Source organism: Nitratireductor luteus (assembly GCF_026162365.1).
Classification (GTDB): Bacteria; Pseudomonadota; Alphaproteobacteria; order Rhizobiales; family Rhizobiaceae; genus Chelativorans; species Chelativorans luteus.
Genome location: NZ_JAOANW010000014.1, coordinates 92,227 through 108,652, shown reverse-complemented (window position 1 = coordinate 108,652; position 16,426 = coordinate 92,227). Strand labels below are relative to the sequence as shown.

Below are 16,426 nucleotides of genomic sequence, written 5' to 3'. Positions count from 1 at the left end.
TGTTGAATAGAATCACTGCAGAGAATATTGTTGGGGAATGCTTGCTATGCACTGTAATATTTGCGGTTGTTCTGAATTTAACAACATGAATGGACGTTTCAATGTCAAGTGCAGGCATTGCGGATCAGTTGAGAGAACAAGGATATTAAAGTTTCTTCTGGATAGGGAGATTTCAATCGTTCCCGGAATGTCAGTTCTGCATCTTGCTCCGGAGATAGGTCTTACGCGGTACTTAACGTCCGTGCCTGGGATTGCGTATAAAGCTGTAGATTTGATTCCTGAAATGTATAAACACTGTAATGTTGAGAAAATGGACTTAGTACAAGACGCAGAAAAATTACCTAATTGTGCGTTTGATCTAGTCATTCACTCGCATGTAATGGAGCATATTCCGGGTAACGTAACGACTACTCTGATACATTTGCATCGGTCATTAAAGGAAGATGGATGGCATCTATTTTCCATCCCTATATACGCTGGATGCTATGAGGAATGCTTATCGGATATTGGCCCTGAAGAGAGAAAGCGCCGATTCCGACAAGAAGATCATGTGCGCCGATTTGGCCGGGAGGACATCCACCTGACTATCGGCAAAATATTCGACATACCGCTAGAATATGACCTTCGGAAAAGGTATCCGTACGTCGACTTTTCCGAGTTTAATATTCCAGAATCGACTTTAACAGGGTTTACCTCGAATACGATATTTTGCCTCCGAAAAAAAGACATCAAGCTATAGCTTTCGTCGGATGCTCCGCGATGTACGCGGACGGGCAGTCACGGGCTATTGCCTGACTTGCCTCCCCACCCCATAAACCTTCAACCCATATCTACCCACAATTGTCGGATCATAGATATTCCGCCCGTCAAAGATAACCGGCTCCTTGAGCGCAACTTTGAGTGAAGGAAAGTCGGGGGCCTGGAAGCTTTTCCATTCGGTGACCACCACCAGGGCATCGGCCCCGGCCAGAGCCTCCTCCTTGGTTTCGCACAGCGTCAGGTCCTCTCGCGCGCCATAGATGCGCCGGCATTCTTCCATTGCTTCGGGGTCGTAGGCGCGCACATTTGCGCCGGCCTGCCACAGGGCCTCCATGAGCACGCGGGAGGGGGCTTCGCGCATGTCGTTGGTGTTGGGCTTGAAGGCGAGGCCCCACAGGGCGAATGTGCGCCCGATGAGGTCGCCCTTGAAGTGGCTGTCGATCCTGGCGAACAGGAATTCCTTCTGCGCCTCGTTGCGGCCCTCCACGGCCTTCAGCACCATAGCGTCGAAATCGAGCGTCTCGGCCGTGTGGATCATGGCCCGCACGTCCTTCGGGAAGCAGGAGCCGCCATAGCCAACGCCTGGATAGATGAAGTGATAGCCGATGCGCGGATCGGCGCCTATGCCCAGCCGGACCTTCTCGATGTCCGCGCCGAGCGTGCCAGCGAGGTTGGCCATCTCGTTCATGAAGCTGATCTTCGTGGCCAGCATGCAGTTGGCCGCATATTTGGTGAGCTCGGCGCTGCGCACATCCATGGCGATGATTTTTTCGTGGTTGCGGTTGAAGGGCGCGTACAGCTCGCGCAGCATGCGCTCGGTCTCGGCGCTTTCGGTGCCGATGATGATGCGGTCGGGCTTGGTGCAGTCGGCCACCGCTGAGCCCTCCTTGAGGAACTCGGGGTTCGATGCAACATCGAAGGGGACCTCCGTCCGTCCGCGCTGCTCGAGCCGCGCCTTCATTGCGGCTCGGACCCGGTCGGATGTGCCCACGGGCACCGTCGATTTCACGACAACAAGCCTTTGCTGGTCCATATGGGCAGCGATGCTGTCGGCGACGGCAAGCACGTGCTTCAGATCGGCGGAGCCGTCCTCGTCCGGCGGCGTTCCGACGGCGATGAACTGCACGAGACCGTGACGAACGCCTTCCGCCGCATCGGTGGTGAAACGAAGACGCCTCGATGCGCCGTTCTCCCTGACGAGATGCTCCAGGCCCGGCTCATAGATCGGAACTTCGCCCCGCTTGAGCTGCTCGACCTTTCCGTCATCGATGTCGACGCACACGACGTCATAGCCGGCCTCCGCGAAGACCGCGGCCTGCACCAGGCCGACATAGCCGGTTCCAAAAATCGTGATCTGCAACGTATTGACCCCTACTACCGAAAAGTGCCTTGGCGAAGCGTTCGTCTCATGGCGGAGGCTGCAACATGGCCATCACGACGATGTCGCCCATTCCTCCGCCAGGTGGAGGCCTTTGACGCTGCCGCTCTCAAGCTCCAATATCTTGTTGCATGTCTTCTTGAGCAGGCCATGATTGTGGCTGGCAAGCACGATGATGCCCGCCTTCTCCGCCAGTTCCGACATGCGGTTGCGTGCCTTGTCCTGAAACTTTGGATCGCCCGCGCCAATCCATTCGTCCATCAGTAGGATCTCCGGGTCCAGACTGGTGGCAACGGAGAAGGCGAGGCGGGCGGCCATACCCTGGCTGTATGTCTTGAAGGGGAGATCGATGAAGTCGCCGAGCTCGCTGAACTCGATGACATCCTCCATGCGGGCTTCGATCTCGTCCATGTTCCAGCCGTTCATGAGGCCGCGGAGCACGATATTGCGGCGGCCGGTCGCCTCCCGACGGAAGCCGAGGCTGATGTTGAACAGAGCGTCCACACGACCCTCAACCTCGACGCTGCCCGAGGTTGGCGCATAGATGCCATAGAGGACTTTGAGCAGCGTCGTTTTGCCCGCACCATTCGCGCCCACAAGGCCCAGCCGGTCGCCGGCCGCAAGCTCAAAGCTCACGCCATCAAGCGCAGTAACGTACTGGGTACGACCTTTACCTTCCAGCCGCCCACCGGTGGGAAGGCGTCGGTCACGCTTGGCAAGCGTCAGTTTTTCGCGCAGACGATAGACCAAACTCAGATTGCTGACATGGATCGAAACCATCAGATGACGAAGACCACCTGTTTGCGGAAGCGGCCGAGCAGCATGAGGGCAACTGCCCACAGGGTGAGGCTGGCGGCCGCGCAGAAGAGGAAGGCGTTTGCCGGCAGGCTGCCGGAAAGGATCGGCATGCGCACGATCTCCAGGAAATAGGTGAAGGGGTTCCAGTAGTAGAAGATGTGCTGCACGCCGCCTGTGCCCTCATAGGTCCAGAAGACGGGCGTCAGGAACATGCCGATACGCATCAGGTTCGAGACGACGAACTGGCTGTCGGGAAAATAGGCGCCCAGAAAGGCGAAGAGGATGATGGCCGCCGGCGTGGTGGCCAGGATGAGCAGGATGGCCAGCGCCGACCAGATCCATGCAAATGAAATCCCAACGCCGCTCATCAGCAGGATGGCTATGCAACCGGCGAGCGCATAGCCGGCCCGGATGGCCGCCTGCATGGCAAGGCGCATGACATAGACCGACAGCGGCAGCGTCGTGCCCTTGATGAAGCTCTCCTCGCGGACAAACAGAGACACGCTCTGCGTGATCGTCTCCATGATGTAGAACCACACCAGAAGCCCCGTCGCCACATGAGCCGCGTAATTGGCCGAGCCGGCGTCGCCCCTGTGGAACACGAAAATGAAGGTGCCGGCGAAGGCTAGGTAATTGATGAGCAGCCACAAGGGCCCGAGCGCAGTGCGCCGGTGCTGGTCGCCTATGTCTTCCTGCGCCAGCGCGATCCACACGCGCCGCATGCGCAGGCCTGCACAGATATCCGCCAGGGCGCTCTTGATGGTAGCAAACATTCTCGACCTTCCAAGTCGCCGGCTGTTAGCACGTGCAGACAGGAATGCAAACAGGCTTCAGTTCTGCGGTTGCGGCATTCCAGCGCTTGCCAACTCTGCCTGACAAGCTGCGACTTGTTGGCCCATGATTGGGTGCGGCCCTCTTCTTACGGTGTCCGAGCCCTCAGCCATTCGGCGGCTCCGGGAAGCATTTTGCACGCCGCCCAGTGTGAATTTCTCACCATTTCGATGACAAGTATGCCATCATTTTCGTCAACCAACAGCATCAGAGCTTCTCTGATCTGGACTGCCGTCCCGGGATCGTCGAGCAGCCAAAGAGATCGCAGCGCGCGAACTGCACCTGCCTTCTGTAGTGCGTCATAAAGCGGCTGATAGTTTCGACCCGGAGCCCGGAGATCGCAGCTAACGCTAAAAGACGGCATAGCACCCTCAATGACAACCAAAAGAAAAACCGCACTTGCCACCACAAAGAACGCCGGTAGGGCAAAACGGTCGGGGAACACCAACACCGGTATATGTCAGGCCAAGAATCCGCCGACCGATGTCAACAACGACGAGAAGTGTAGTAGGGCTCAGCGACGACGAGTGGTGATGTGCGCCGATTGATCCGATTCCGTGGGGAGCCAGCAGATATCTCACGATGGTAAAGTTTTACCCGAGCTGGTGGACATTTATCTTGAATCGGGAGCACGAACCTTGCCGAGATTGTGGAGGCAGACCGGCCAGAAACAGCGTCGCCACGGCGAAATGCTCCAGCACGGCGTAGCCTCGGCTTCGACCGGCAGACACACACACAAACCTGCGTGGCTGCCGACACGCCTCTCGATCAGATCGGCCGTTGTTCAGCCCCATAGGTGAAGAAGGGAACCGTGCGGGTTTGCCGCCTCATGGTGATCGCTGGTATCGAGTATAGATTGTCCTATGAAGCCTATATCTGGAACGAGGATATCGACAAGCCCGTCGGAAAGCTGCAATGCATCGTTGGCGGCTTCGAAGATATTCGGCTGAAGTTGAGCAGATGCCAACGCGTCTTCCGTGGTGGATGAGGAAGCCGCATCGTCGATCGCGTCGAGCGCGCCCGGCACGGCCGAGCCAGTGTCGGGAAGGGGGCCTGAGTCGTCGCCACCACCCAGGAGATCTCCTACGAGGTCGCCGACAGTGTCCACCACGTCATCCACGACCTCGACCACATCGTTGACCGTGTCCGACACGGTTTCAACGGCATCTTGGACCACTTCGGATTCGCCGTCATCGCCCAATAGGCCTTCCGCGACATCGGTCGCCTCTCCGAGTGTGCCCGTTGCGGTGGTCCCCGTCCCGCCCAGGAGACCCCCGACGAGGTCGCCGACAGTGTCCACCACGTCATCCACGACTTCGACCACATCGTCGACCGTGTCCGTTACGGTTTCAACCACTTCGGGGACGAGACCGGACCCGTCGCCATTGCCCAAGAGGTTTCCCGCGACATTGGTTACCGCTCCGAGTGTGCCCGTTGCGGTGGTTCCCGTCCCGCCCAGAAGACCCCCGACGAGGTCACCGACGGTGCCCACCACGTCATCCACGACTTCGACCACATTGCCGACCGTGTCCGTTACCGTTTCAGCCACTTCGGGGACGAGACCGGAGCCATCGCCATCGCCCAGAAGGCCGCCAACGAGGTCGCCAACCGTATCCACCACATCGTCGACCGTGTCCGTCACGGTTTCAACCACTTCGGGAACGAGGCCGGAGCCGTCCTCGCCGCCCAGGATACCTTCGACGACCTCGCCTACCGGGTCTGGCATGCCGGGGACGATCGATCCCACGATAGGAATGCTGCCCGATCCGCCGCTGCCTCCCTGAAGGTTGTCCAGGATATCGCTCACCTGGGTAAGCGGGTCGGTGACCGTCGAGCCCGAAGGAAGTATGCTGCCACCGCCCGAAATGACATTGCTCGTACCGGACCCGGAGCCGGCCGCGTCGGTAACTGTTCCCGAATCGTAGGAGGCATACTGCACGGGGCCTTCTGCCTCAGCAGGCTCGCCTTCCGGAGGGGCAGAAAGCGCGGTCTCCTGCGCACCACTCTCGGTCGCCAAGGCTCCGATCTGCTGGGCAAGGCCCTGCAGATCGAGCGACGGGTCCGGGGTTGCCGCAGCCACGACGATGGGAACGCTTTGCCCGTCAAATGCCGCAGAATCGACGATCTCCGAATAATCGAAGTTTGCAGTGACCTGACCCGTCATACCCGAAACGCTCGAAGTATGAGTGTAGTCGATATTGGGGGTGTCCGCGCTGGTTGCGGCAGCCGCTGCCGCCTGTTCCTGCTCGAGAAGCGTTATTCCAAGCCCCAACGCACCCGCCGTAACCGCAAGGGACAGATTGCCTTCCGACTTGGCGGCGGTCGATTTCCCGGCCTCTGTCTTGGAGTCCGATTGCCGCCCCTTGTGGCTGCTCATTTTTTTTGCTGCGCGAGACATTTGATGATCCTCACTGTTCTCGAAATGCGTATCCGATCTCGTCGAGTAGCGGCCCCAGAAGATAACCTGCCAGAGTTCGCGACTTCGCCGTGACCACCACTTCCGCCGGCATTCCCGGCTGCAATCTCACTGTCGAATTCTTCATATCCTCCGGATTGAGCTTTACCCGCACGGCAAAGTATTCAGCTCCGGACTGGGAATCGGTGAACTTGTCCGCCGATACGCTGATGATCTCGCCCCGCAACTGCGGACGGTCGTTCCTTGTGACACCCGTCAACCGCACGTCTGCCTCGATACCCGGCCTTACGTAGTTGATATCGGACAAGGGCAGTCTGGCGTCGACGACGATCGGGCTGTCCTCCGGCACGACATCCATCAATTGCGCACCGGCCTGGATGACCCCGCCCTCGGTAAAAACGGACAGGCCTACGATCGATCCGCTAACGGGGGCTCTGATCACGGTCCGGTTCATGACATCCCGGGCGGCATCGAGTTTCGGCAGAGCCTCCGCCAGCGAGGATTGTGTCTTTCGGATCTGGTCTGTGATGTCGCTTATCCGCTCACGGCCCAGCCTGGCGACTGCCAGCTCGGCTTCACTGATCTCCTGCTTCGCCTCGGCCATGTCCGCCAACCGCGAGCCTTTGTCGGCAAGCAGTCCCGCAGAGGTTCTTTCCAGCTGCAGTACGCGCGTTTTCGGTGTGTAGCCCGAGGCAAGCAGTTTCTGGGCGCCCTCGATCTCCCCTTGCAACGAGATGCTCTGCTTTGTGAGCCCCTCGATTTGGGCGGTTAGTCCCGCAATTCGCTCCTGGAGCTGTGCCACCTTCGAGGTGAGCATCCCCTTCTCGGCTTCGAATTGTTCTGCTCGCGCAAGCATGACCGCACGTTCATTCGCAACAGCCTCCGCCAGGCCAGGGCGCGAAAGGTTCTTCGCCGCAAAATCATCTAGGCACGTCGTCCCGGCATTGTCGCGCTCGCAGATCAGTCGAGCCTGCTGCGCCAGGAGAGACACGACTTCGGCATTGGCAATATCCAGCTTCGCGCGCACCTCCGCCACGTCAAGTTCCACCAGGGGCTGGCCGCGCTCAACGTGTTGCCCTTCCATGACTAGAAGCTTTGAGATTACGCCTCCGTAAGGATGCTGCACCGACTGCCTCTGCCCCTGCACTTGCAAGCTTCCCTCGGCAATCGCGGCACTCGAGAGCGGTGCCACATAGCCCCAGACTAGGAAAAGGACGGCAAATGCAAGAATCGCAGTCAGCCCTGCCAGAGCGGGCCGAAACGGATCATTATATGCGGTTCTTTTTATTCCCGGGAGCATGGTCATTGGTAAGCAGGTAGCTCCATTGTCGCCGACCCGAGTGTCTCTGGCGGACCGATCCTGTCGATCTTCCCCGACTTCAGGACAAGAACCCTGTCAACGACGCTGAGAACCGCCGGCTGGTGGGTGATCACGACGATAGCCGTCCCCTGCGCTTTCATGACGAACAAAACCTCACTGAGCGCGTTTTCCCCCGCCACATCCAGGTGAGCGTTAGGCTCATCCAGAACAAGAAGCCTCGGTCGGGCCAGCACTGCTCTCGCCAGGCCGATGCGCTGGCGCTGGCCTCCCGATAAGCCGAGTCCGCCCGGCCCGAGCATTGTGTCGTACTGTTTCGGCAGGCCAAGGATCATTTCATGGATTCCGGTGAGCTTCGCCGCTTCGATAACCTGCTCGACGGGCGTATCGCTGAAGCGTGAGATATTTTCCCTGACCGTACCCGCGAACAACCCGACATCCTGGGGCAGGTATCCCGTGATCCGGCCGAATTCGGCCGGGTCCCAATGGGCGTAGTTCAGGCCGCCGAACCATATCTCTCCACCGGATGGCTGGAGCGCGCCGATCAAGAGTTTGGCGAGTGTGCTTTTGCCAGAACCGCTCGGCCCGACGATCCCGAGCGCTTCGCCTTCACCGATCTTGAAGGACAGCGCGTCGAGCACCGGCGTGGATCGCCTGGCTACACGGTATGTAAGTTCTTTCACCTCCAGCGCGGTCTCGTTTATCGGGACGATGGTCTTGAGATCGGTGACCGGGTTCTCCTTTAGGATGTCTCTTACCCGCCTGTATCCGCTCCGCGCCGCGGCCGCCTGCTTCCACGCCGCCACGGACTGCTCGACGGGCACGAGGGCCCGGCCCATGATGATGCTGGCGGCGAAGATCGTTGCCGGCATGATCGTATGATCGATGGCAAGCCAGGCACCCGTGCCCAGCATCAACGCCTGAAGCAACAATCTTGCAAATCTGATGGTGGCCGAGATTAGCGCGTTCCGATCGCTCGCAAAGGCCTGCTGCAGGAGCATGCCGGCACGGCTGCCTTGCCAATGACGCTCCACTGCGGACTGCATTCCCATGGCTCGAATGACGTCGGCGTGCTGCATAATGTTTTCGGTGAAGGAGAATGAGCGCCGTGCAGCGTTTCGTGCATCCTCCATGGGCTTCTTGGTGACGGACTCGTTCACGAAGGCCAATCCCAGCAGGAGCACGGCACCCACGGTCGCGACCACGCCCAGGATTGGGTGAATGAGGTAGAGGAGCCCAAGATAAAGCGGGATCCACGGCAGGTCGAATGCGAAATAGATGCCCGGCCCTGTGACAAAGGTGCGAAAATCATCAAGTTCCCGCAGAGGCTGGGCACCCAGAGAAAAACCCTGCCTCGAAGACTTCTGAATGAGGGCGGAGAACAGGCGCCCCGCCAACTTCTGATCGAGCAGAATTCCCGACCGAACAAGCACCTGCGCGCGCGCCGCGTCCAATACGGCCATCACAACCAGTGCGATGACCAGCATCACGGTAAGCAATGCCAGAGTCGGCATGCTTTCGCTTACGAGGACTCGGTTGTAGACCTGCATGAGGTAAAGTGGCGAGCTCAGATAGAGCACGTTGATCATGCTCGAGAAGATGCCCACGATGACAAAATGCAGGCGAAGCGACCTCAGCGCCGCATCGATCTCGTTGCCTGCGTGCCCTTCGGCGAGCTTGGGTGCTGCGGTCGTATCAGCCAAGGACATCAGTTAGCCTAAACAGAATCATTCGATTGAAAACCAGCCGTTAAGAGCGCTTGACGACCAGGACGAAACGCAGGCCACCCCAGCGCAACGAGTGCGGGAATCCCGATGAACTGACCAAAAGAACTGCAATTCCCCCTGCCGCCACGATGGCCACTCCAAATATATCTGAAAGTGCAGCTTATGGTAGCAATAGATGAGATGGCATCAAGAAATTAACAGGCTGTGCTTACAACGTGCCTTCGATTCATTGAGTCTAATCGGTCCAGCCTTCACGAATGTGTCAACTCAAAAATAACCGTAAGCTCATGGAAAGGTAGAAGTTTCTGGAGTGTTCGCCTCCCGCTTACAGTGGCGGTGCAGGTGTATCCAGTGCGGTCTCCGGAAACCGGTCGCTACAACCGAAATGGCTGCCTGTGATTTTGAACTTGCCGTCTCAACTCGTCGCGCCGTGTAATGCTGCAATAAGTTTGTTTCCCACCACGCGAAGCAGATCGGCTCGCACCGCGCCTACATCGATCGCGGGCGGGTTCCAGTTGATCTGATCAAATTTATCGGGCGTGTAGATCGGCAACAGCTTTTCCACGAAGCTGAACCTTACGTCATTCCCAGCCCTGCAGATGATGGTTGGGATGCCGAATGCGATACAGGGCGCTGCGACGTGATGGAGTGGCGTCAGAACCAATGTCGCCTCCCGGCGATACCGGGCAAACAATGCTTCTTCATAAAGCTCGGCTTCCCGGCGCATCTCCAGATCGAAGGGAAATCTGCTGGCATGGAAGCGGTGGTAGATCAGCTCAGCCTTGCTGAGAATATTTTCCGGAATGCTTCGGAACACGATCGGCGGCAGCCGTCCCGCTCCGCTCCCGTAGACAATCAGGAGTTTTGGATTTTTGGGTTCCTGCTCGCGGCGAGGAAGAGCCAGGGTTAGGCAGCCTGTCGTAAAGGCCTCGATGCCGAGATTTCTCATTCGCACCGTCGTCCCTTCATCCCGACAGCCAATGGGCTGGTGCTTTCTGAGAAAGTCCTGCTGCTCTTTGATCACATGCTCGGGAGCATGAAAGCCTACGAAAACGGGCGTTATCGCTGAGGGCAAGGGAAACGCCGATTGGTAGAAGACCCCGTTCATTAGTAAAAGGGCGGGCTCTCCATCGTATTGCTGCAACGCGTCGCGATTGATGTCGATCATCTGATCATCGCGGACACCGAAATGCCGGTAGATATGGCGGATCGCAATAGATTGGGCGTTGTCGCCCAAATTCGTTTCATAGAAGCCGTGATTCGCAAGTTGATCGGCAAAGCTCGTGAAGCTGTCGTAGCCAAACGTAAGGACTCCAAATTTCATCTAATGCTTCGCCACTTTTGCTGAACTTGTTGCTCTTCGTTCCAATAGAATGTCCCGCCCTTCGCCAAAATCCGCTGCTTCACAGCCATCAGGACCTCATAGTCAAATTGAAGATCGTGACCGAACCACACCCCGTCCGGTGAGAAGTTGAACAAGTTGGTGCCGAATATCGCTATATCTTTTGCCCCACAGAGCTCAATCAGGAATATCATCCTTGTTCCGGTCAGCAGAAGATCGAAATGGGGGAGTCCCACGATGTTGTTTATCTGAGCCGATATGGAGAACAGCTTCCTGAGATCCTCCGCCTCCATATGCGAGCAGGCGATCTCGTAAATATTGGCGGGAGGAGGTACGACGAGGAGGCGATCAAGAAGGCCTCGATGGCTCAGCCACCAATAGGCGTCGAGGGAGATGTGGAATGGCGAAGACGCCCACAACCTGGCTCCATTTTCCAACAGTTCCGCGAACCTGTCGTTTGCTTCAAGCTCTCCCCTGTTGTTTCGGTGAACGACCAACCAGGGATGGCCTGACCACGTCGTCACGCGGGTTCCGTCGTGAACCGGACTCTTCTGCCAATTCCGCATCGTTGAGATACGAATGACCTCGTCACAGCTGTCGATAAGTCTACCGCAGTTCAGAACGGGCCCGTTCCCGACAACTGCCACTTTCTTTCCGGAGAGATCCCAACGCATTCCGTAGCGATGGTCGGACATGAGCACCCTGACACGGCTGTCGTAGTCAGCCTCCGCCAGAGAGGGCGCCTCCTCAACGAAACGGAGCCCGAACGACCGTTGGTAGCTGGCAAGGCCAACCGGCCCAAACCGAAAACCTTCTTCCCGGGCGTCTGACCTCGGCATATCGTTGACCGCGCCAGTACTGAGAGTTCCGACGTGTTTCTGTCCAGCATGTTTCATGGGAGATAAAGGTCTGGTCGGTCTGACTTTACCCCGAAGCAGAGAGAAAAGGTTCTTCATCGTCCTGCGTGATTGTGACCGGCTTGCAACCACGAGGAGCAATTGCGCGATCATTTAAGATTGTCTTTCCAATATCATTTCAACCTACTAGTGTCACTCCGAGTCGGGTTTAGTCGCCCGACTGTCAACACCATTCTTGGGCAGTGGGGGCATCCACGGTGTCTATTTGGGAACCGCAGCCGAATTGCGTCTACGACGTTGCGGGCTATTTTCTGCGTGCTACTGGACGGTCGACGATTGTCGATATCGGATGCGGAACCGGCAACCAGCTGTTGCAGGTGGACGCCGCAAGACGCATCGGGATCGACCACGCTGAGAACATCGAAAAATGCAGGCAAGAGCACAAAGGGAAAGCCGAATGGTATGAGTTGGGGGCCGCTCGGCAACAGTGCGTTGTCCTTCCCGACAGCGATTCCGTCGTCGTCTGTACAATTACCCAACGGACCGATCTGGCGGACCTGTTTACGCTCTTGTCCATATGCTGGACACGCGGCGCATTGATACTGACGAGCGCCCCCGATGGCACCACGTTTTCGCTCCCCAGCCAGACAGGTCCCAGTTTCCCCGATACAGGCTGGTCGCTCCAAAAGTATAGAGATGTTCTCGACGCCGTGAACCTGCCTCCGATCTATGTAGGTCGCGCGCCGAATCGAGGCGCCGATCAATCGCTCTCGAGGATAATTTCGCTCCACGACCCTTTGGTCCAGCAAGCCAAGGCGCAACTGACCGAAGGAGGGCGCCGCCCGCTGGCAGTCCTTTCGACGTACAATGAAAGCGATGTCATCGCCGAGGTCATGCAGGATCTGGTCGAGCAAGGTTGCGATCTGGCCGTCATCGACAACTGGTCCACCGATGGGACATGGGAGATCATCGAGCACGTCCGGCGAAGCCTCCCCGACCGGGTCGAGAGCGAACGCTTTCCATCCAGTGGATCTGCCGAGAACTATGAATGGCAAAAGATCCTCTACCGGAAGGAGGAGATCGCTGCCACATGTCCCGGTCGCTGGATTATCCACACCGATGCCGACGAGCTCCGCCGATCGCCTTTTCCGGGCACGACCCTTGCCCAAGGGCTAGAGATCGCATCGATAACCGGCGCCAGTCGTGTGAACTTCAACCTGATCAACTTTCGGCCGGTAGACGATAGGCCATTTTCGCCGGGCTCGCTCAGCACCAGCTTCACGCACTTCGAATTCGGAACACGACCAGGGCATTTTGCACAGGGCAAGGCATGGTTCCAAGGTGACGAGAAGGTCAGCCTCGCAGCCAGTGGGGGGCACATGGTCAAGTTCACGGGCGCCCGCGATTTTCCCTACCGGTTCCTGCTTCGGCACTATCCGATCCGTTCCAAGGACCATGGAGCGAGGAAGGTATTTGTGGATCGACGCTCCCGGTGGTCTCCGTACGAGAAGAATACGCTTGGGTGGCATAACCATTATGATGGCTTTTCCGAAGAGTCCGACTTCACCTGGCCAAAGACCGAGTTGATCCCCTTCAATGAAGATTTCTGGGAGAATCACGGGATCCATATAATCACTGACCTGTTGCAAAAGACGGTGTGAGTCGCCGGGCAATCCGCTCCGGAAGGCAGTCCCGATCAGGCGTCGACATATCGTTGGCGCCGCCCCTCGGTTGTGAGGCTCATGATACTGGCGTGTTCACTCGAAGCATTCAAGGCGGGTGCCCGATAGCGACATCCACAACTTACATTTCGCAATGATCTGAAAGTATAATCAAATTTTAAACGACGGAATTTTGCCGGCAATCTACTCCAATGCGCAGTGGTTCCGCCTCATTCCATGTTGGGCCTTCTTGATGGAACTTTAACCCTCCCCGGCAGGACGGAAGATTGAGCGTTGCACTTAAAAGTTGCCGAAGTATACTCTCTTGCAGCGCAACCTGGGATTGGGAGCGCTGAGGCAAATAACTTTAGGAGCAAAAAATGTTGGGTGGACTTTTAGGTGGCCTTGGTGGCCTTGGTGGTGGGCTCGGGACTGTCACGGGCACCGTGGACGACGTCCGTGAAGCTGTAGTCGAAACCGGCAACGGCCTTTCTTCCAATTTCGGTAGCGCCCTTTCGCTGACCGGTAACGTTGCCGGTGATAGCGGCATCGTCGATGATTTGATCGACAATCTCGGCGAAGGCGACCTGACCGGAGCCGTTGCGGATGTCTATAGCGACGTCCTCGGCGTCGGCGGTGTGGTTTACAATCTCGCCGATGGCCATGGGCTGGGTGTTGAGGGCCTGGTCGGTACCGCACTCGGCACGGTCGACGGCGTGACCGGTCCCGGTGGCGGGTTGCTCGACGGCCTCCTGGGCTAGTCGCAAGCATTTATCCAAGGGCGATCGATGTGTTCATCGGTCGCCCTTGCGATGTGTGAGAGTATCTTGTGCATGGGGTGCTCCAAGCATCAGACGGTGCACTCCCGTCCCCATCGGCCCAAGCTGGAGGGGATTTTTTGCATTCAGGCGCTCCGCACCGCATTGCGTCAGATCAGGGGCCCCCATGGCCTTGCGCAGCCTCTTGCCTTTATGTGATCTATCCGCGAAACAAGGAAGACATCCAGCTAAGCAGTGTCGCTCTGGGTGCTTTCACTTGATCAAATCCAACAGCATCGCCTTCCTCCATGGCTGAAAGGATAGCGACGGCTCGCGTGTCTGCGTTCGCTTGGCCGGAGACCGCTCGATCGTGCAGAGTGGAAATTGTTTTTAGTTCCCGAGCCTGATTGTTGTTGATTGTGTATCCGGCGAACGTAGCCGGCAGGCCATGATGCAGAAGAAACTGCTCATACTCATCTTTTGCCCATTCACGGATATGTGATTGATTTGGTGGGGGGCCGCGATGATCGTGACCGCGGACACGAATGCGGTCCGGTGTGCTAGTGAGGACGATGGCTCCGTTTCGGTAGCATTCCGCGAGCAAGGCTACGAGCGGCCTGGGATCGATGAGGTGCTCCACGACGTCGGCGCATACCACAACCGATTGATTGTCCGCATGGCTTGCCAGGCTGATGCATTCGGGCTTTGAGAGATCGGCCTCGATCCATTTCACTCCTGCGGGATATCTGTCTCGGCAAGACGCTATGTTGATACCAAAATCGATGCCGACTTTTCTATCAGCCCTGACGCCCTGCAGCTTCCGCCCGTTTCCGCACCCGATATCGATAATTGTGGACCTGCGCGCAAAGCGGCAGAAGTAATCTGCAGCATCATACACCTTAGGCTGATGGATAATGTCGCTATCGAAATATGGAGAGTCATCGAAATAATGCGCCTCACCGCGCGCGAGGTAGTCATCTGGCAAACAGAACTCGTCCAAAAGTGCCTCCCGTATCGAAACCCATCACGGCAGGGGAACGTAGCCCTTTTGACCCTGAGGCGCCAGAAAGGTCTCCCTGAAATCCCGAAAGAAAGGCCACGTTTGACGAATCGGCCGTTACGGTCGGGCGCAATACTGTGCGTACGGAAGTCTGAGCTCTATGCCTGGCTGGCCGCCACGGAGACGGAAAGTGGTGACCGGCATCTGCCACCGTGGACGATCCAAGGAGCCGATGATCTGTTTCGATGGGCACCATTTCAACCCGCCTCACCGGCGAAAGGCGTCAATCTATACAGCAATCGGGGCCGGCGCCCCCGGGAATCATCGGAGGCATTGCCTGAGATGCCGGCCCCTGCGGTTGCCCTTGACGGTCCGCCGCACGACCTTGGTGACGGATTCGCCCGCTGATCCCAATTCACGTTGCGTAACGACGCGTTACTAAATTTATCACATGAAGGGAAGAAACTACGGGCCGTGAGTATCAGCCGAGAACCGCGCCGATCTGTTTCTGTTTCATAGGCCAGCTTCCATATGGCTATGGGACTCGGACAATTCCGCATCGGCAAGCTGATAGAAATCGCGTCTGCAGCACCAGGCGCCCCTGGTGCTGCAGACGCAGCAGATGGGCACACGGGACGCCCGCCGCATCGAAATCGCGCACGCGCGATACCGCGCTCCCTGGCAATGGTGAGCGCGCTTTCATTCAGCGTTCCCTGGGTCCTTTCCTGCCATGTTTGCTCGGCAGCAACATTAAAGGCCGGCGGTGCCCTGCAACTGGAGCCGGACAGCTCGACTACGAGTGTGGCGCGCATGCTACCGTTCCCGCCTTCTGTTCCACACCAGCTGGGCCTTATCGGCTTCGTCAGAAAGGAACAGTGCAGCAGTAAGTGGGCCGGACAGGCTCGGGTCGTCGAGGCGGAGACGCAAATAGTACCTCGGATTGTCTCCAGATGTCCGTGCATCCCAAGCGTCGCCAATGCGGGCGTTGCCGACAAGCACATGGAAAGCCGGGGCGTTGTCGCTGTTGCGGTTGTCGTTGGGGACGAGGCGGACCTTGGCGTCGATGGTCAGGGTTCGGATGGCGCCGGTCCAGCCGCCATCCTTGGCGAGAGTGAAATACCCGATCTGCATGGCCCAGTCCTCCTGGTCTGATGATGCGGGGGAGGCAAAGTACGGTGCGGAAAGATCCATCCGCGTCGCTTGCCTCCGTCTCCGGCCCGCCTATTCTGGATATGCGGCTCCGGCGCGCGGGCCGTTCCGGCTCGCACTCCGGCATTGGCTCTACGCTTTCGCCCAGGGCGTTCGGCCCTCAAAGCATGTCACCGGCATTTTTTCCCTGCCCTGCGATCAGCCGGCCCTCGCTCTTCCGGGCCTTGGCGAAGCCGCGGTCGCTGTCGAGAAAGGCTTCCAGCATGAAGGGGATCAGATCGGCGACTTTTTCTGACGCGCCATAGGTGGCGGCATAAAGCCGCTGATAGTCGCAGAGCGCCTGGTTAAGTTCGGCGTTTACGGCGATGGTGATCCTGGTCGGCGTGCGGTCGGGGAGTTTGGCGAGTTTCAGGTTGACCATAGTGCTTCCTC

General features: G+C 57.9%; 14 protein-coding genes. 3 read left to right on the top strand and 11 right to left on the bottom strand.

Annotated elements, in window-relative coordinates:
* Positions 1-37 precede the first annotated feature (37 nt).
* Complete coding sequence (locus N1058_RS24280; RefSeq protein ID WP_420848016.1) at positions 38-739, top strand: class I SAM-dependent methyltransferase; 702 nt, start codon at positions 38-40, stop codon at positions 737-739.
* Positions 740-784: 45 nt separating this feature from the next.
* On the opposite strand, the gene N1058_RS18945 is transcribed toward N1058_RS24280, so the two are convergent.
* The 8 genes from N1058_RS18945 to N1058_RS18910 all read right to left on the bottom strand — a co-directional run bounded on the left by N1058_RS18945 (position 785) and on the right by N1058_RS18910 (position 11,525).
* The gene (locus tag N1058_RS18945) at positions 785-2,119 is read right to left on the bottom strand and encodes a UDP-glucose dehydrogenase family protein (protein WP_265519159.1); all 1,335 of its coding nucleotides are present in this window, start codon (positions 2,117-2,119) and stop codon (positions 785-787) included.
* Positions 2,120-2,191: 72 nt separating this feature from the next.
* On the bottom strand, positions 2,192-2,917 hold the full coding sequence (locus tag N1058_RS18940; RefSeq protein ID WP_265519158.1) for an ABC transporter ATP-binding protein: 726 nt from the start codon (positions 2,915-2,917) through the stop codon (positions 2,192-2,194).
* On the bottom strand, positions 2,917-3,708 hold the full coding sequence (locus tag N1058_RS18935) for an ABC transporter permease (RefSeq protein ID WP_265519157.1): 792 nt from the start codon (positions 3,706-3,708) through the stop codon (positions 2,917-2,919). Before N1058_RS18935 ends, N1058_RS18940 begins: the two co-directional genes overlap by 1 nt.
* An 842-nt stretch (positions 3,709-4,550) precedes the next feature.
* The gene (locus N1058_RS18930) at positions 4,551-6,143 is read right to left on the bottom strand and encodes a hypothetical protein (RefSeq protein WP_265519156.1); all 1,593 of its coding nucleotides are present in this window, start codon (positions 6,141-6,143) and stop codon (positions 4,551-4,553) included.
* A gap of 31 nt (positions 6,144-6,174) precedes the next feature.
* Entirely contained in the window at positions 6,175-7,482 is a 1,308-nt protein-coding gene (locus N1058_RS18925; RefSeq protein ID WP_265519208.1) for an HlyD family type I secretion periplasmic adaptor subunit, read from the bottom strand.
* A gap of 2 nt (positions 7,483-7,484) precedes the next feature.
* Positions 7,485-9,209 carry a type I secretion system permease/ATPase gene (locus tag N1058_RS18920; RefSeq protein WP_265519155.1) on the bottom strand — a complete coding sequence of 575 codons (1,725 nt, stop codon included), beginning with the start codon at positions 9,207-9,209 and terminating at the stop codon, positions 7,485-7,487.
* Positions 9,210-9,642: 433 nt separating this feature from the next.
* Positions 9,643-10,551: a polysaccharide pyruvyl transferase family protein gene (locus N1058_RS18915; RefSeq protein WP_265519154.1), complete on the bottom strand. Its 909-nt coding sequence runs from the start codon at positions 10,549-10,551 to the stop codon at positions 9,643-9,645.
* Positions 10,548-11,525 (bottom strand): hypothetical protein, encoded by a 978-nt coding sequence (locus N1058_RS18910; RefSeq protein WP_265519153.1) that lies wholly within the window; start codon positions 11,523-11,525, stop codon positions 10,548-10,550. The genes N1058_RS18915 and N1058_RS18910 overlap by 4 nt, the downstream gene beginning before the upstream one ends.
* Positions 11,526-11,683: 158 nt before the next feature.
* Between N1058_RS18910 and N1058_RS24160 the strand changes: the two genes are divergently transcribed.
* Together N1058_RS24160 and N1058_RS18900 are read left to right on the top strand one after the other, a co-directional pair.
* Entirely contained in the window at positions 11,684-13,087 is a 1,404-nt protein-coding gene (locus N1058_RS24160; protein WP_265519152.1) for a glycosyltransferase, read from the top strand.
* 380 nt (positions 13,088-13,467) lie between these two features.
* Positions 13,468-13,848 carry a hypothetical protein gene (locus tag N1058_RS18900; RefSeq protein WP_265519151.1) on the top strand — a complete coding sequence of 127 codons (381 nt, stop codon included), beginning with the start codon at positions 13,468-13,470 and terminating at the stop codon, positions 13,846-13,848.
* A gap of 217 nt (positions 13,849-14,065) precedes the next feature.
* Here the strand turns inward: N1058_RS18900 and N1058_RS18895 are convergent, their stop codons facing one another.
* The 3 genes from N1058_RS18895 to N1058_RS18885 form a co-directional block, all read right to left on the bottom strand.
* Complete coding sequence (locus tag N1058_RS18895) at positions 14,066-14,845, bottom strand: class I SAM-dependent methyltransferase (protein WP_265519150.1); 780 nt, start codon at positions 14,843-14,845, stop codon at positions 14,066-14,068.
* An 813-nt stretch (positions 14,846-15,658) separates the two neighbouring features.
* Positions 15,659-15,976, bottom strand: coding sequence for a DUF736 domain-containing protein (locus N1058_RS18890; protein WP_265519149.1), 318 nt, complete (start codon positions 15,974-15,976; stop codon positions 15,659-15,661).
* A gap of 178 nt (positions 15,977-16,154) precedes the next feature.
* Positions 16,155-16,415: a DUF2274 domain-containing protein gene (locus N1058_RS18885; RefSeq protein ID WP_265519148.1), complete on the bottom strand. Its 261-nt coding sequence runs from the start codon at positions 16,413-16,415 to the stop codon at positions 16,155-16,157.
* Positions 16,416-16,426 lie beyond the last annotated feature (11 nt).